We start from the raw sequence: 12,642 nt of genomic DNA on the forward strand, positions 1-12,642 counted from the left end.
AGAGCACGCATGAAAGATAAGTGCGTTCTCTGTTATTTGCTTTAATGGACACTCTGAAAAGCATTAGCTTTTTTGGGATATGTCCTGACAGGATTAGCCTATGCGCCTTCCGGCCGGTTTTCTAGCTGCAATCATGCTGACTTTTCCGGCGTTTGATCCGCCTGTGGCCTTTGCTCAGCTTGCGGAAAAGAACAATCCTGCAGAGCCTGAGAAAAATCTGGTAGCCAAGCCTCAGCCTGATAAAACCATAGCACTCGATACTGCGCGGATTTGTCAGCTCATTGCCAGCTTGGCTGAAAAACACGGCATTCCGGAAAACTTCTTTGCACGGCTGATCTGGAAAGAGAGCCGTTTTGATCACCTCGCCGTCAGTCCGGTCGGCGCGCAAGGTATTGCTCAGTTCATGCCTTACACAGCCAAAGAGCGCGGCCTTACCGATGCTTTCAATATTGATCTCGCATTACCCGCTTCGGCAGCTTTCCTGAAAGATTTGCACGGCAGTTTTGGCAATTGGGGACTGGCAGCGGCCGCATATAATGCAGGGCCGACACGCTTATCGAACTGGTTGAAAAACGGCGGTTTTCTGCCTTTGGAAACAGAAAACTACGTGTTGTCGATTACCGGAAAGACCGTAGATCACTTCTCTGCGGGACAAGAGCTGACAGATATCCCTCTGGAAGAAAAACTATCATTTCAGCAGGCATGCCAGCGATTACCCATTATCAAATCCCGATCCATATCTATGGCACAGATAAACCCGTTTCCTTGGGCGGTTCAGGTCGCGGGCAATTTCAGACAAAGTGCTGTCAGTGCACAATGGAATCGCCTGCGCAAACAAAACCCGCAACTCTTTGCAGGGCGTGAAATTTATATATCAAGAGTACGCAGCCCTATTGGCAGGCGAGGCATTTATGTTGCCCGCCTCGGTGCAGGCAACCGGCAATCCGCCGATATGCTCTGTGCAAAAATCAGAATCGGTGGCGGCTCCTGCATTATCCGGCGAAACCGCTGACGCAATAAATACAAAGGCTTATTTCCGCTCAGGAACTGCTAACCATTTCGGATTGCGCATCACTTTCCCTAATACCTGCCCTGATTTTCCTGACGGTTCTCAATCAACAAATTGTCGTTTACAGCAGTGAAAACGATCAAAACTACAGTTAGCATCGGGCTTTTTGTGTGTTTTATTTCAAAAAAACGCCAATTCTCAAGTGACCGTACTCTTAATTAGTGCTTTAAACTACATACATCTGCTGTTTTCACAAACCATTTAAAGCTAAACAACACTTAAATCATCTTAACTTGTTATTTCGTGAAGTATCTTTGTCTTTATGACTATTACTTTTTTATTAGAACCGAACTTGGCAAAGAAAAAACAGCGTCATGACAAAAATTTGCTTGCCAAATATCTTTCTATAGATCAGTCTTCGAATGTTCGGGCATTTGGCGAACAATGGAAGACTGGAAGAACGGCGCGCCGGAACCGCTACAAGCTCCGGGTCGGGGTAACCTGACAATGATCGGCTCCTTTCCTGATTTCGATAACTGCCTGCATACCCCTACCGCTGGGCGTGTGGTGCGCATAGCGGTTCGAAAAATTCCGTTTTGGTTTAAAAGCCAGAACGGCGCCAAGGAAAAGGAACGTATCCCATGGCACAGACCGGCATAGTCAAATTCTTTAATGGTGAAAAAGGCTTTGGCTTTATTAAACCGGATAATGGCGGACCAGATATTTTTGTACATATCTCTGCTGTTCAGGCTTCGGGCCTGACAAATCTCGCCGACAACCAGAAAGTTTCTTTTGAAACTGAACCGGATCGTCGCGGTAAAGGCCCTAAGGCAGTCGACATCAGCATTGCTGAATAAAGAATGCACTGAACAATTCTTAAAGCGCTATCATCGACAATGTCTTTGAAAGTGACTTTATGAAATGATGTTTATGCTCAGGAACCCCGGTTTTTACCGGGGTTTTTGTTATTCAGGGGATCGCTATTTTTCCTGCCCCTACCCCTCATTGCACTGCAGAGCACATTGATGCCTGTGAGCACACAAAGCACTAAAGAACTCTAAGTGAGCGCACTGAAGCATATCACGCGCTGCCTCTCCTCTGACGGCAGCGACAGCATTGCTATGCCTGACCAGAGAACAATCTCTCCGCGCTTTGCCACAACCCCATCCCTGCTTCATTTTCGAGTGTCATTATTTGTGAAATATCCCCTCTTTGAAAAGCTGAATATTCTCCCTATTTTGTGTTCAGCAAGCATTCATGTGCCCTGCTTTATTGATAGGTCATCATCTTATCGCAGACCATAAAACTGCCGATCAGATAAGACCTAAAACCGGCATAGCCGAATGCATCAGCTTCGTAAGGAGGCACAGACTATGATGAATATGTTGACCAAAACCGCTCTGATCGCAGGTCTCTCACTTGCTACAGTTGCAGGCAATCTTTCAGCTGCTTCCGCCGATGATTGGGGTCGCCGTCATGGTGGTTGGAACAATGGCGGCTGGAATCAGGATAATGGCTGGCGCAACCGTGACAGAGACTGGGATCGTCGTGATCGCCGTCGCAACCGTAACGACGCGATAGCCGCTGGTGTACTCGGCCTTGCAGCCGGTGCAATCATTGCAGGAGCCATGTCGCAGCCGCAGGCACAGCCGGTTTATCGTGAACCGATTTACAATGCACCACCGCCGCCACAGGTCTTTTATCCTGCCCAGCAGACACGCGGAAATTACGGCCGCAATTACAGTGGCTCTTACCAGCCCTGGACACGCGAATGGTACAACTGGTGCTCTCAGAAATACCGCTCCTTCAATGCACAATCCGGTACATTCCGTGGCTATGACGGTCAGGATCACTTCTGCGTCGCCAACTAAAACGCGACAACAAATAAAAAAAGCCGCCGGTCATCCGGCGGCTTTTTTATTCGCTCAATTCTTGTACTTACCAAACTCTACACCAAGAACGGATTACTGCGACGTTCATCGCCAAAACGGCTGCCGGCACCATGTCCGCAGATGAAAGTAAATTCATCGCCCAAAGGCAGCAGCTTTTCTTTAATTGAACGGATCAGCGTATCATGATCGCCACCCGGTAAATCTGTACGACCGACAGAACCGTTAAACAGCACATCCCCGACTATGGCAAAATGCATGGCTTTATTGATAAAAACCACATGCCCCGGCGAATGTCCCGGACAATGCAAAACTTCAAAATCCTCACCGGCAACCTGCAAAACATCGCCTTCGTTCAGCCAGCGATCCGGTGTAAAATTACGATAGCCGCTGCCCAGTCCAAATTTTGCAGCAGAGCTCTCCACATTATCATAGAGAAATGCATCTTCTTCCTGCGAGCCAATAATCGGCACCTGCAAAGCATCCCGCAAATCCGCAGCCGCACCAATATGATCCACATGCCCATGCGTGATCCAGATGGCCTCGATCTTCAGCTGGTTGTTCTCGATAACCTCTTTGATGGCATCAACATCGCCACCCGGATCCACGACAACGCCAACTTTCGTATCCTTGTCAAAAAGAAGAGTACAATTCTGCCGGAAAGGCGTTACCGCAATTATAATTGCCTGAAGCTGGCTCATTTATCACCCGATGATCTTTTATACGAGGCAGCACTCTTTACCTTGCCAAAACAAAAAAAAGGATAGCCGCAGCTATCCTTTATATAAACTGTAAAAATAAAATTACAGCCTCAGGCAGGCGAATACATCATGTCAGTCATCAGCTTTCAGCACGATGAAATGCTCAGGCTTTCGACATGTTGTTTTTGATCAAGCCAATCACAGCAGTCAAAATCGCACCACCGGCACCACCGCCGATTAACTGTCCGACAATGCCGCTCATGGCAGAATCAACACCGCCACCTGTCAGCATCGGCAAGATTTGGCTCAGGATCAGACCGCCAATACCACCGGCAACGGTGTTACCTGTTGTTCCAAGGCTGAGATTTTTAACTGCGCCGGCAAGATTACCACCGACAGCACCGGCGACTAACTGCACAAGAATAGGAATAATTGCGTCCATGACTGTCACCCCGAATATTGTTTCACGTCAAAGTAGAACGCCTTGACATAGTGATGATGACAAGAAAAAGGCGACTGTCAATTCTTATAATAACTTCCTGATAAATTATGCATGTTTTTCTCCGGTGAAAAACCGCACTCCCTCTGCAAAACAATAAAATGCTGTAAGTTTTGGCTCAGGATGTTGCCACAGATGATTTGAAAGCAGATAATTGAGGGTAAGATGCAGATATCCTATCCGCAGGGCACTCAGGCTGATAGAGAGTAATATAAACTGCAATACTGAATGAACCGGAGTCCGACCGTGCGTTTTAATCACGATGATAGTACTATTCGTTCAGCCTTATCAGAAGATGAGGTCAACGATCTGGGTATCATTGAGCTTTTGTTCTTCTCATATCGTGACTTTACAGCCGATCCGGACAAGCAGCTGGAAACGATGGGCTTCGGGCGCGCGCATCACCGCGTTTTGTATTTCGTGAACCGCAAACCCGGCATGAGTGTTGCCGAGCTTCTGGATGTTTTGAAAATCACCAAGCAAAGCCTTTCACGCGTCTTGAAACAGCTGGTGGATAATGGCCATATTATTCAATTAACAGGTGAAACTGACCGTCGTCAGAGAGAACTTTACCCGACACCATCCGGCCGTGAACTCATTCTTTCTCTGACAAAACCGCAATCCAACCGCATTGCTGCAGCCCTTGCAGAGAGCAATGTTACGGAAAAGCAGATTATTCAGAATTTCTTGAAAGCAATGGTCAACAGCGATCAGCGTACTCAGATCGACAGCCTGCCTCTGAACCGGTAAATATAAACACGCTTCGTTCATATAGTGTGTATATCCGCAGGCCACACACACAGGTAAACAGCTGCCAGAGCAGCGCCAGAAAAGCAGGAGCCGCCTAAGGAAAATCAATTGCCGGATTGGCTCTGCTCTTACTTCGGTTCGCCGCAAACTGCATAAAGCAAAAACATAAGCGCTCTCAAAGCGTAACCCGATAAACAGACTAAAGCATTCCCTGTACTGTCAGGATGAAGAAAGCTCCGGAATGAAAGGTTGGAAACAATGACCAGCGAAGACACAATTCTGTCCGATGATGCACCGCACCTGCTGGTGGTTGATGATGATACCCGCATCCGCAGCCTTCTTTCACAATATCTGAGCACGACCGGCTATCGTGTAACAATGGCTGCCAATGCGCAGGAAGCCCGTCGCAAGTTGGAAGGCATTGATTTCGATCTGATCATTCTTGATGTGATGATGCCGGGTGAAAGCGGCGTAGAGCTTACCCGCTCGCTGCGCGAACAAAAAAATGTACCGATTCTGATGCTGACCGCACTGTCTGAGACAGACAGTCGTATTAACGGGCTTGAAGCCGGTGCCGATGACTATCTCTCCAAGCCGTTTGATCCGCGCGAACTGACGCTGCGGATCAATAATATTTTGCGCCGCGGTGCCCAGCCAACGCAGCACATTATTGAGCAGATTGTTTTTGGCCCCTACACATTTTCCATCCCTCGTAAGGAACTCAAACAGGGTGGTGAAGTTATTAAGCTGACGGATCGTGAACAGGACATCATGACGATCTTCGCAGAACGCGCCGGTGAAACCGTGCCGCGCCACGAACTGACAGGTCAGGATGGTGAAGTCGGCGAGAGAACGATTGACGTGCAGATCAACCGTCTGCGCCGCAAGATTGAAGTGGATCCTGCCAATCCGATCTGGCTGCAAACAGTGCGCGGTATCGGCTACAAGCTGAGCATAGAGCAATAAGAGCTGTAACCGCAAACACCACAATCCTGACGACAGGCCTGACGAACAGGAGAGAATAGCAGTTGCTCTGGAAAAGGTTTTCCGACTGGCTGGCATTGCGAATGCCCAAGCGGCTTTATGCGCGCTCGCTCATCATCATCATCGCTCCGATGGTGCTGTTGCAGTCGGTTATTGCTTTTGTATTCATGGAGCGCCATTGGCAGATGGTCACCGAGCGACTATCCACTGCTGTGGTGCGGGATATTTCAGCAATTATTGATATTCTGGAGACCTATCCGCAGGAGCCGGACTACGCCAATATTATCCGTATTGCCCAGCAGCGGCTGGATCTCAATGTTTCTGTACTGCCCTCCGCCCCACTGCCGCCACCGGGCCCGAAACCGTTTTTCTCTATTCTCGATTACTTTCTGAATGAAGAAATTACCCGTCAGATTAACCGCCCGTTCTGGATCGATACCGTCGGCGATTCCGATCTGGTGGAAATCCGTATTCAGCTGGAAGACAAGGTTTTGCGTGTTTTTGCCAAGCGCAGTCAGGCCTATGCCTCCAACACATTGATCTTCCTTACATGGATGATCGGCACAGCTCTGGTACTCCTGATTATCGCCATTGCGTTCCTGCGCAATCAGATCAAGCCGATCCAGCAATTGGCGGAAGCAGCAGAAAGCTTTGGTAAAGGGCAGCCTATGCCTGCCGGCTTCCACCCTCATGGTGCGGAGGAAGTGCGCAAGGCAGGTTTCGCTTTTATGCAGATGCGTGAGCGTATTGAGCGACAGATTGAACAGCGTACAGCCATGCTCAGCGGCGTGAGCCACGATCTGCGCACAATTCTCACCCGCTTTAAACTGCAACTGGCGATTGCAGGCAACAAAATTGATACGGTACCGCTTAATCAGGATATCACCGACATGCAGAATATGCTGGAAGGGTATCTGGCTTTTGCCCGCGGTGAAGGCAGCGAAGAACAAGGAACCCTTGACCTGCACATTCTCTTCCGTAAGCTGGAAGAAGAAGCACGCCTGCGTGATCGCGGTTTTTCAACGGAAATACATGGCAGCAGCCATATTCACGTTCGCCCGAATGCCTTTACGCGACTGGTCAGCAATCTCGTCGGCAATGCCTTCCGCTATGCACAATCGGTACATTTAACCGCAATGCATAAAGACAACTGGCTCACCATTACTGTGGACGATAACGGCGCAGGCATACCGGAAGATAAACGCGAAGAAGTCTTCAAACCCTTTGTCCGGCTGGATGAGGCACGCAATCAGGATGCAGGTGGTACCGGACTGGGCTTAGCGATTGCCCGCGATATTGCCCGCAATCATGGCGGCGATATCACGCTCGACAGCAGCCCTGATGGTGGTTTGCGGGCAATTGTCAGCATTCCGGCCTGACATATTCACGACCTCTGCCAACACTTCAAAAGTACAGCTGTATAAATTTAAACGCCGGACACAGATGCATCCGGCGCCTGAATACAGATTATCTGATGCGTACAGCAGACATTATTTACAAACCGGCAAAAATTTCACGGCCTGCGCGCTGTAAACGCTGTCATCAGGCGATGAGAAGCTGACAAAACCTTTCAGATTTTCGCCGTTTTTTAACGTGCCTCTCATCAGAACTTTCTCAATCGTATCAACCGGAAGTTCGGTCTTGTCAGGCATCACAGCCTTGAAGCATCCGGCCTTAAGATTAAGCGGTGTCTCACCACCATTCATAACAGTGACATCAAATGTCTTGGAAAACTGAAGCTTGTCGCCGATAGCCATAACCGACTGATGACGCAGTTTGGAATTCACAATAACTGCATCGGCTTCGTTGAATGGCTTGGAAGCCGCATAAGCTCCGCCTGCAGCAGAAATAAACAAAACTGAAAACAAAACTAATTTCTTATCAATCATAAAATAACTCCATAAATAAACACCGGAGTTATCTTAAAGATTCATGTCATATTTTAGATTTCTGATTAAAAGCGGTAGTTTCAAAAATATATAATTACAAACAACACTTATATTCTTTGAAAAAGAAAAATCACATCAGTTTCTGACCATTTGGCACATTGCGCTCCGTTGCGGCCAACACAATATCACCATTTTCATCAGCAAATCCGAGTGTCAGAACTTCCGACATAAACGGACCGATCTGGCGTGGCGGAAAATTGACCACCGCCAAAACCTGCCGTCCGACCAGTGTTTCCGGTGTATAATGCACTGTAATCTGCGCTGATGATTTTTTGATGCCGATCACTTCACCAAAATCAATTTTCAGCTTGTAGGCAGGCTTGCGGGCTTTTGCGAAAACTTCCGCTTCAATAATCGTACCAGTACGGATGTCTAATTTTTCAAAATCCGCAAAACTGATTTCCTGATGCTCTGACACTTCGTCCCCCGCAGCCTGCACACAGATACATGCAGGCAATTCCTAAAGCATAGCGACCGGCATTATTCTGTTATCTTAAGCACGGCCAACGGTTTCAAAAAGCACGCCCTGCAAGGCTTCTTTTGCCGGAACCCCAGACCAGACAACAAACTGAAACGCCTGATAATAGCATTCGCAGGCTTCAAGTGCGCTGGCCAGCAGCACCTCAACCTGACGGCTGGTCGGCTTCGCACCGCCTGCCAGCAACAGAGACTGACGATACATGATCGCCCCTTCCTGCCGCCACAGATCAAAATGCCCCATGAGCAGCTGCTCATTAATCAGCGAGAGAAGACGCATGACTTCATTCACGCGCGGCTCACTCACTTTCACGTCAAAAGCGCAGGCCAGATGCAGCGCTTCAAACTCTTCCATCCAGGAAAAAGAAAGATGATAATCTGTCCAGTTACCAACAACAGAGACTGCAATCTCATCATCACCGGTACGGTCAAAGGCCCAGTCATTGGCGTGCGCAACCTGTTCAATGACATCCACCGGATGTGCATCGCGAGCGATATCGAGCTCAAGAAGGTTCATGTTCGTTCCCTGTTTTTGGATTTGCCAGTTAAAGCAAAATCCGGATTCCGGCTGTCACAACACGCAGCCGGAGTGCAGCCTGCGCGGCAAATGCCACACAAAAGACACACTGGTTAATAGGCCGAGACAAACGTTGCGTACCCCTGCAACCCTGCCTCCAACACACGCGCAAACACATGACTGTTACACTCACGCATCAACCGGATCACTGAGACTGAACCTTTCGTTCCGCCACTCCCCGCTTCTGCCATGCCTCACGATTCAATTACGAATCATGCAGTGTTTTCAGTCTATTGATGCTGAGTCAGAGTGCCAGCCCTTTTTGTGAAAAGCTTAAGAAACCATGTGGAAAGAACAAACGGCGCCCGAGAGGGCGCCGCTGTAACCGATTCTGGAATAAGGGCTTTTAGGCATTCGCCCCTGTGAATAAAAAGTTAAAAAATCTTTTAGATTTTAGATCTTAAGCGCCTTTTTTCGCTGGTTTTTCTGCCAGTGCCGCTTCGATTTTAGCAATGCGCTCTTCGAGCTCGGCAATTTTAACAGTCAGGGCACTGTTTTCCGTGCGGGTTTTCACGGCCATTTCACGCATGGCTTCAAAATCTTCACGCTGAACAACATCCAGAGTGTTGAGCAGTTTTTCACCCTGAGAGCGCATTGCCGTTTCTACTTCACGGCGCACACCCTGCGCGGCACCCGCAGCATCAGTGACGAGTTTTGCGAGTTCATCGAGAACTTTACCGGTTGCATTACTCATTGGATCACCTCTTTTTAGCCGCCACAGGCGGAAATAAATCTCTCATCCTGAGATAAGCCCGCAATATAAATGATGCAAGACTGCGAAGCTTTAAAAACAACCTTACATTACCGGCGATTTAAGACCGGCTTAAGGCTAAAACCGGAATAAAGCCATAAAAGCAACGGACTTTTATCCTGAACAAAAATTCGCTATGCCTCATTAAGATAGCACGAACTGATGCTGATCTTAATGCGCATAACCTGTACCGGCTCTCAAGCGCAGCCATAACGGAGAGAAGAATGACCGAACCGCAGATCATCATGGCTGCACTGCCCTTCCCGAATATTGACCCCGTGTTATTTTCAATCGGACCGCTCTCCGTTCATTGGTATGGCATCGGCTATGTCATCGGTATCCTTTTCGCCTGGTGGTACGGCAAAAAACTGGTCAACAATGCACGGCTTTGGCCGAACAATAATGCGCCGATGGATCCGCTGGCGCTGGATGATTTTGTGCTCTGGGCAGCGCTCGGTGTCGTAATCGGCGGTCGTCTTGGTTATGTACTGTTTTATAATTTCGGATTTTACATCAGCAACCCGCTGGAAATACCAGCCGTCTGGGACGGCGGCATGTCCTTCCACGGCGGCATTCTCGGCACCACCGTTGCGATGATCCTGTTTGCCCGCAAGCGCGGCATACCTGTCTGGAGCATGTTCGATACTATCGCCGCCGGTGTACCTATTGGTCTTGGTGTCGTGCGTATTGCTAATTTCATCAATTCCGAGCTCTGGGGTCGCGTCAGCGACGTTTCATGGGCGGTTTACTTTCCAAATGGCGGCCCGCTGCCACGCCACCCGAGCCAGCTTTATGAAGCAGCGCTAGAAGGGTTCGTGCTATTCTTCGTGCTGGCTCTCCTGATCTGGAAGGGCAATAAGCTGAAAGCGCCGGGCTTCATCGCCGGTGCCTTTGTCGCCGGTTACGGCTTGTCGCGCATTCTGGTGGAGTTCTTCCGCGAGCCGGATGCACAGCTCGGCTATCTCGTCGGCGGCTGGATGACGATGGGCATGGTTCTCTCCGTTCCTATGGTACTGCTCGGCGTTTGGGCGATGTGGCGCGCAAACCGCGCTGCGGCTAAGGCATAAACAATGGCAGAAACAACAATCCCCGCCGCAGACAAGCTGAAACAGCGTCTGATCCGCCTGATTACCAATGGCGGGCCGATCAGCGTGGCAGATTATATGGCGTTCTGCCTCGCCGATCACGACGGCGGTTACTACATGACCCGCGAACCTTTCGGCACCAAAGGTGACTTCATCACAGCACCGGAAGTCAGCCAGATGTTTGGCGAGCTGATTGGCGTCTGGGTGGTCAGCCAGTGGCAGGCTCTGGGCAAACCGCAAAACTGCACCATCTGCGAAATCGGCGGCGGTCGCGGCACATTGATGAGCGACCTGTTACGTGCAGCCGGCAAACTCGCACCGGAGATGCTGCGTACAGCCCGCATTGCACTGGTGGAAACCAGCGCCCGCCTGACAGCTGTGCAGCAAAAGAAACTCACCAATGCTGCCCCCAATATGGCTTGGTATAAGACCCTTGAGGACGTGCCAGAAAGCACAATGATCCTTGTCGCCAATGAATTGTTCGACGCGTTGCCAGACCATCAATATATCAAGCATCAAGGACGTTTTGTTGAGCGCATGGTTGCCACATGCAATGAGGTCGAGCCGCAGCTCTGCTTCAGTATTGGCACCGGCGGGATTGACCCCGCACTGCTGCCAAAAGCCCATGAAACCGCACCGGAAGGCACAATTTTTGAAGCAGCACCGGCGCGCTCGGCACTGATGCAGCAAATCTGTGAGCGTATCGGCAAACATCACGGCGCAGCGCTGCTGATCGATTACGGCTCGCATAAAGCAGGATTTGGCGACACGCTGCAGGCGCTCTATCAGCATGCCTATCAGGATGTGTTTACTGCCCCCGGCCAGGCCGATATCACCACCCATGTGGATTTCGCCTCTCTTGCTCAAATTGCCACCAGCCTTGGTTGCTCAACACGTGCGGAGGAACAGGGCGACTTTCTGCTGCGAATGGGACTACTCAGCCGCGCCGGTCAGTTGGGTGCAGGCAAATCCGCAGCTGTGCAGGAGCAAATCCGCGATGATGTGGAGCGGCTGGCGGCGCCAGACCAAATGGGCAGCCTTTTTAAAACCCTCAGCGTCACCTACCCTGACCTGAAAACAATCTGACATTTTATTCCCTCAGAGAGACAATCATGACCAATATGCCTGATCCGATCCGCTCTCCTTTGCTTGAAAACAATGACCGCATTGCGCACGGCTTTTTCACCCGTGCAGGCGGTGTTTCCTCCGGTATTTATGAAGGCCTCAATGTCGGCAGCGGCTCAAAGGATGATCCGAAGGCTGTGGAAGAAAACCGCCGCCGTGTTGCCGCCTATTTTGATCTGCCGCTGACAAGCCTGCAAACCCTCTATCAGGTGCATTCACCAACAGTTCTCACCATTACCGAACCACTGCCCTCACCGCGCCCTCAGGCCGACGCTATGGTCACCAATGTACCGGGGCTGATTCTAGGCGCTTTGAGCGCTGATTGCGGACCAATACTGTTTTGTGAGCCGGATGCGGGCATTATCGGCTCCGCTCATGCGGGCTGGCGCGGTGCCCTTTCTGGCGTGCTGGAAAACACCGTGGAAGCTATGGTGAAACTGGGCGGCGAAAGATCAAAAATCCGCGCAGTTCTGGGACCGTGCATCGGTCCGGACAATTATGAAGTCGGTGGTGAATTCGTTGCGGAATTCACTGCACGCGACCAGACTTATGAACAATATTTCCGCCCTTCGACCGATCCTGCGCGTAAAATGTTTGATCTTTGGAGCTTTATCGTTGATCGTCTGTCGGCCAGCGGCGTGCAGACCGCGTCCCTTAATCTGTGTACCTATGCCGATGAAGCGCGGTTCTTCTCTTATCGCCGCACAACGCATCGCAAGGAACCGGACTACGGACGTCTGATCGCCGCTATTGCCATCCGGAAGTAAGCGCTTCCGGTTCTGAAAACATGCATGATCCTGCCGGCTGCCCACAGAATGGCAACCGGTGTGGTCGTTTGTTCAATGC

15 protein-coding genes are annotated in these 12,642 nt (G+C 50.1%); 9 read left to right on the forward strand and 6 right to left on the reverse strand.

Annotation, left to right across the window (positions count from 1 at the left end):
* The first annotated feature begins 100 nt into the window (after positions 1-100).
* The 3 genes from P8H26_RS08895 to P8H26_RS08905 all read left to right on the forward strand — a co-directional run bounded on the left by P8H26_RS08895 (position 101) and on the right by P8H26_RS08905 (position 2,880).
* Positions 101-1,012 (forward strand): lytic transglycosylase domain-containing protein, encoded by a 912-nt coding sequence (locus P8H26_RS08895; RefSeq protein ID WP_289632582.1) that lies wholly within the window; start codon positions 101-103, stop codon positions 1,010-1,012.
* Between the two features lie 638 nt (positions 1,013-1,650).
* Positions 1,651-1,866, forward strand: a complete 216-nt coding sequence (locus tag P8H26_RS08900; RefSeq protein ID WP_289632583.1) for a cold-shock protein — start codon at positions 1,651-1,653, stop codon at positions 1,864-1,866.
* Positions 1,867-2,385: 519 nt separating this feature from the next.
* On the forward strand, positions 2,386-2,880 hold the full coding sequence (locus P8H26_RS08905; protein WP_289632692.1) for a BA14K family protein: 495 nt from the start codon (positions 2,386-2,388) through the stop codon (positions 2,878-2,880).
* Positions 2,881-2,957: 77 nt separating this feature from the next.
* On the opposite strand, the gene P8H26_RS08910 is transcribed toward P8H26_RS08905, so the two are convergent.
* Both P8H26_RS08910 and P8H26_RS08915 read right to left on the reverse strand, forming a co-directional pair.
* Complete coding sequence (locus P8H26_RS08910) at positions 2,958-3,599, reverse strand: MBL fold metallo-hydrolase (RefSeq protein WP_289632584.1); 642 nt, start codon at positions 3,597-3,599, stop codon at positions 2,958-2,960.
* Between the two features lie 163 nt (positions 3,600-3,762).
* Entirely contained in the window at positions 3,763-4,041 is a 279-nt protein-coding gene (locus P8H26_RS08915) for a hypothetical protein (protein ID WP_289632585.1), read from the reverse strand.
* Between the two features lie 303 nt (positions 4,042-4,344).
* Here P8H26_RS08915 and P8H26_RS08920 point away from each other — a divergent pair, with 303 nt between their 5' ends.
* From P8H26_RS08920 to P8H26_RS08930, 3 genes are all read left to right on the forward strand, one after another.
* Positions 4,345-4,848, forward strand: coding sequence for a MarR family winged helix-turn-helix transcriptional regulator (locus tag P8H26_RS08920; protein WP_289632586.1), 504 nt, complete (start codon positions 4,345-4,347; stop codon positions 4,846-4,848).
* A 258-nt stretch (positions 4,849-5,106) separates the two neighbouring features.
* On the forward strand, positions 5,107-5,814 hold the full coding sequence (locus P8H26_RS08925; protein WP_289632587.1) for a response regulator: 708 nt from the start codon (positions 5,107-5,109) through the stop codon (positions 5,812-5,814).
* 101 nt (positions 5,815-5,915) lie between these two features.
* Complete coding sequence (locus P8H26_RS08930; protein ID WP_289632693.1) at positions 5,916-7,211, forward strand: ATP-binding protein; 1,296 nt, start codon at positions 5,916-5,918, stop codon at positions 7,209-7,211.
* A gap of 111 nt (positions 7,212-7,322) precedes the next feature.
* On the opposite strand, the gene P8H26_RS08935 is transcribed toward P8H26_RS08930, so the two are convergent.
* The 4 genes from P8H26_RS08935 to P8H26_RS08950 form a co-directional block, all read right to left on the reverse strand.
* Complete coding sequence (locus P8H26_RS08935) at positions 7,323-7,721, reverse strand: DUF4354 family protein (RefSeq protein ID WP_289632588.1); 399 nt, start codon at positions 7,719-7,721, stop codon at positions 7,323-7,325.
* 130 nt (positions 7,722-7,851) lie between these two features.
* On the reverse strand, positions 7,852-8,199 hold the full coding sequence (locus P8H26_RS08940) for a tRNA-binding protein (RefSeq protein ID WP_289632589.1): 348 nt from the start codon (positions 8,197-8,199) through the stop codon (positions 7,852-7,854).
* Between the two features lie 75 nt (positions 8,200-8,274).
* Complete coding sequence (locus P8H26_RS08945; RefSeq protein WP_022710142.1) at positions 8,275-8,775, reverse strand: YbjN domain-containing protein; 501 nt, start codon at positions 8,773-8,775, stop codon at positions 8,275-8,277.
* A 460-nt stretch (positions 8,776-9,235) separates the two neighbouring features.
* Positions 9,236-9,529: an accessory factor UbiK family protein gene (locus P8H26_RS08950; protein ID WP_022710141.1), complete on the reverse strand. Its 294-nt coding sequence runs from the start codon at positions 9,527-9,529 to the stop codon at positions 9,236-9,238.
* Between the two features lie 281 nt (positions 9,530-9,810).
* Between P8H26_RS08950 and lgt the strand changes: the two genes are divergently transcribed.
* From lgt to pgeF, 3 genes are read left to right on the forward strand one after another with little or no spacing between them, the layout of a single operon-like run.
* Positions 9,811-10,653 (forward strand): prolipoprotein diacylglyceryl transferase, encoded by an 843-nt coding sequence (gene lgt / locus P8H26_RS08955; RefSeq protein WP_289632590.1) that lies wholly within the window; start codon positions 9,811-9,813, stop codon positions 10,651-10,653.
* 3 nt (positions 10,654-10,656) lie between these two features.
* Positions 10,657-11,757, forward strand: coding sequence for a class I SAM-dependent methyltransferase (locus P8H26_RS08960; protein WP_289632591.1), 1,101 nt, complete (start codon positions 10,657-10,659; stop codon positions 11,755-11,757).
* A 26-nt stretch (positions 11,758-11,783) separates the two neighbouring features.
* Positions 11,784-12,563, forward strand: coding sequence for a peptidoglycan editing factor PgeF (gene pgeF / locus P8H26_RS08965; protein WP_289632592.1), 780 nt, complete (start codon positions 11,784-11,786; stop codon positions 12,561-12,563).
* Positions 12,564-12,642: the final 79 nt, after the last annotated feature.

It is taken from the genome of Pseudochrobactrum sp. sp1633, assembly GCF_030376605.1.
Lineage (GTDB): Bacteria > Pseudomonadota > Alphaproteobacteria > Rhizobiales > Rhizobiaceae > Pseudochrobactrum.

Coding starts and splice junctions, on each gene's coding strand:
- P8H26_RS08895 (WP_289632582.1), top strand. CDS start 101: ATGCGCCTTCCGGCCGGTTTTCTAGCTGCAATCATGCTGACTTTTCCG.
- P8H26_RS08900 (WP_289632583.1), top strand. CDS start 1,651: ATGGCACAGACCGGCATAGTCAAATTCTTTAATGGTGAAAAAGGCTTT.
- P8H26_RS08905 (WP_289632692.1), top strand. CDS start 2,386: ATGAATATGTTGACCAAAACCGCTCTGATCGCAGGTCTCTCACTTGCT.
- P8H26_RS08910 (WP_289632584.1), bottom strand. CDS start 3,599: ATGAGCCAGCTTCAGGCAATTATAATTGCGGTAACGCCTTTCCGGCAG.
- P8H26_RS08915 (WP_289632585.1), bottom strand. CDS start 4,041: ATGGACGCAATTATTCCTATTCTTGTGCAGTTAGTCGCCGGTGCTGTC.
- P8H26_RS08925 (WP_289632587.1), top strand. CDS start 5,107: ATGACCAGCGAAGACACAATTCTGTCCGATGATGCACCGCACCTGCTG.
- P8H26_RS08930 (WP_289632693.1), top strand. CDS start 5,916: ATGCCCAAGCGGCTTTATGCGCGCTCGCTCATCATCATCATCGCTCCG.
- P8H26_RS08935 (WP_289632588.1), bottom strand. CDS start 7,721: ATGATTGATAAGAAATTAGTTTTGTTTTCAGTTTTGTTTATTTCTGCT.
- P8H26_RS08945 (WP_022710142.1), bottom strand. CDS start 8,775: ATGAACCTTCTTGAGCTCGATATCGCTCGCGATGCACATCCGGTGGAT.
- P8H26_RS08950 (WP_022710141.1), bottom strand. CDS start 9,529: ATGAGTAATGCAACCGGTAAAGTTCTCGATGAACTCGCAAAACTCGTC.
- lgt (WP_289632590.1), top strand. CDS start 9,811: ATGACCGAACCGCAGATCATCATGGCTGCACTGCCCTTCCCGAATATT.
- P8H26_RS08960 (WP_289632591.1), top strand. CDS start 10,657: ATGGCAGAAACAACAATCCCCGCCGCAGACAAGCTGAAACAGCGTCTG.
- pgeF (WP_289632592.1), top strand. CDS start 11,784: ATGACCAATATGCCTGATCCGATCCGCTCTCCTTTGCTTGAAAACAAT.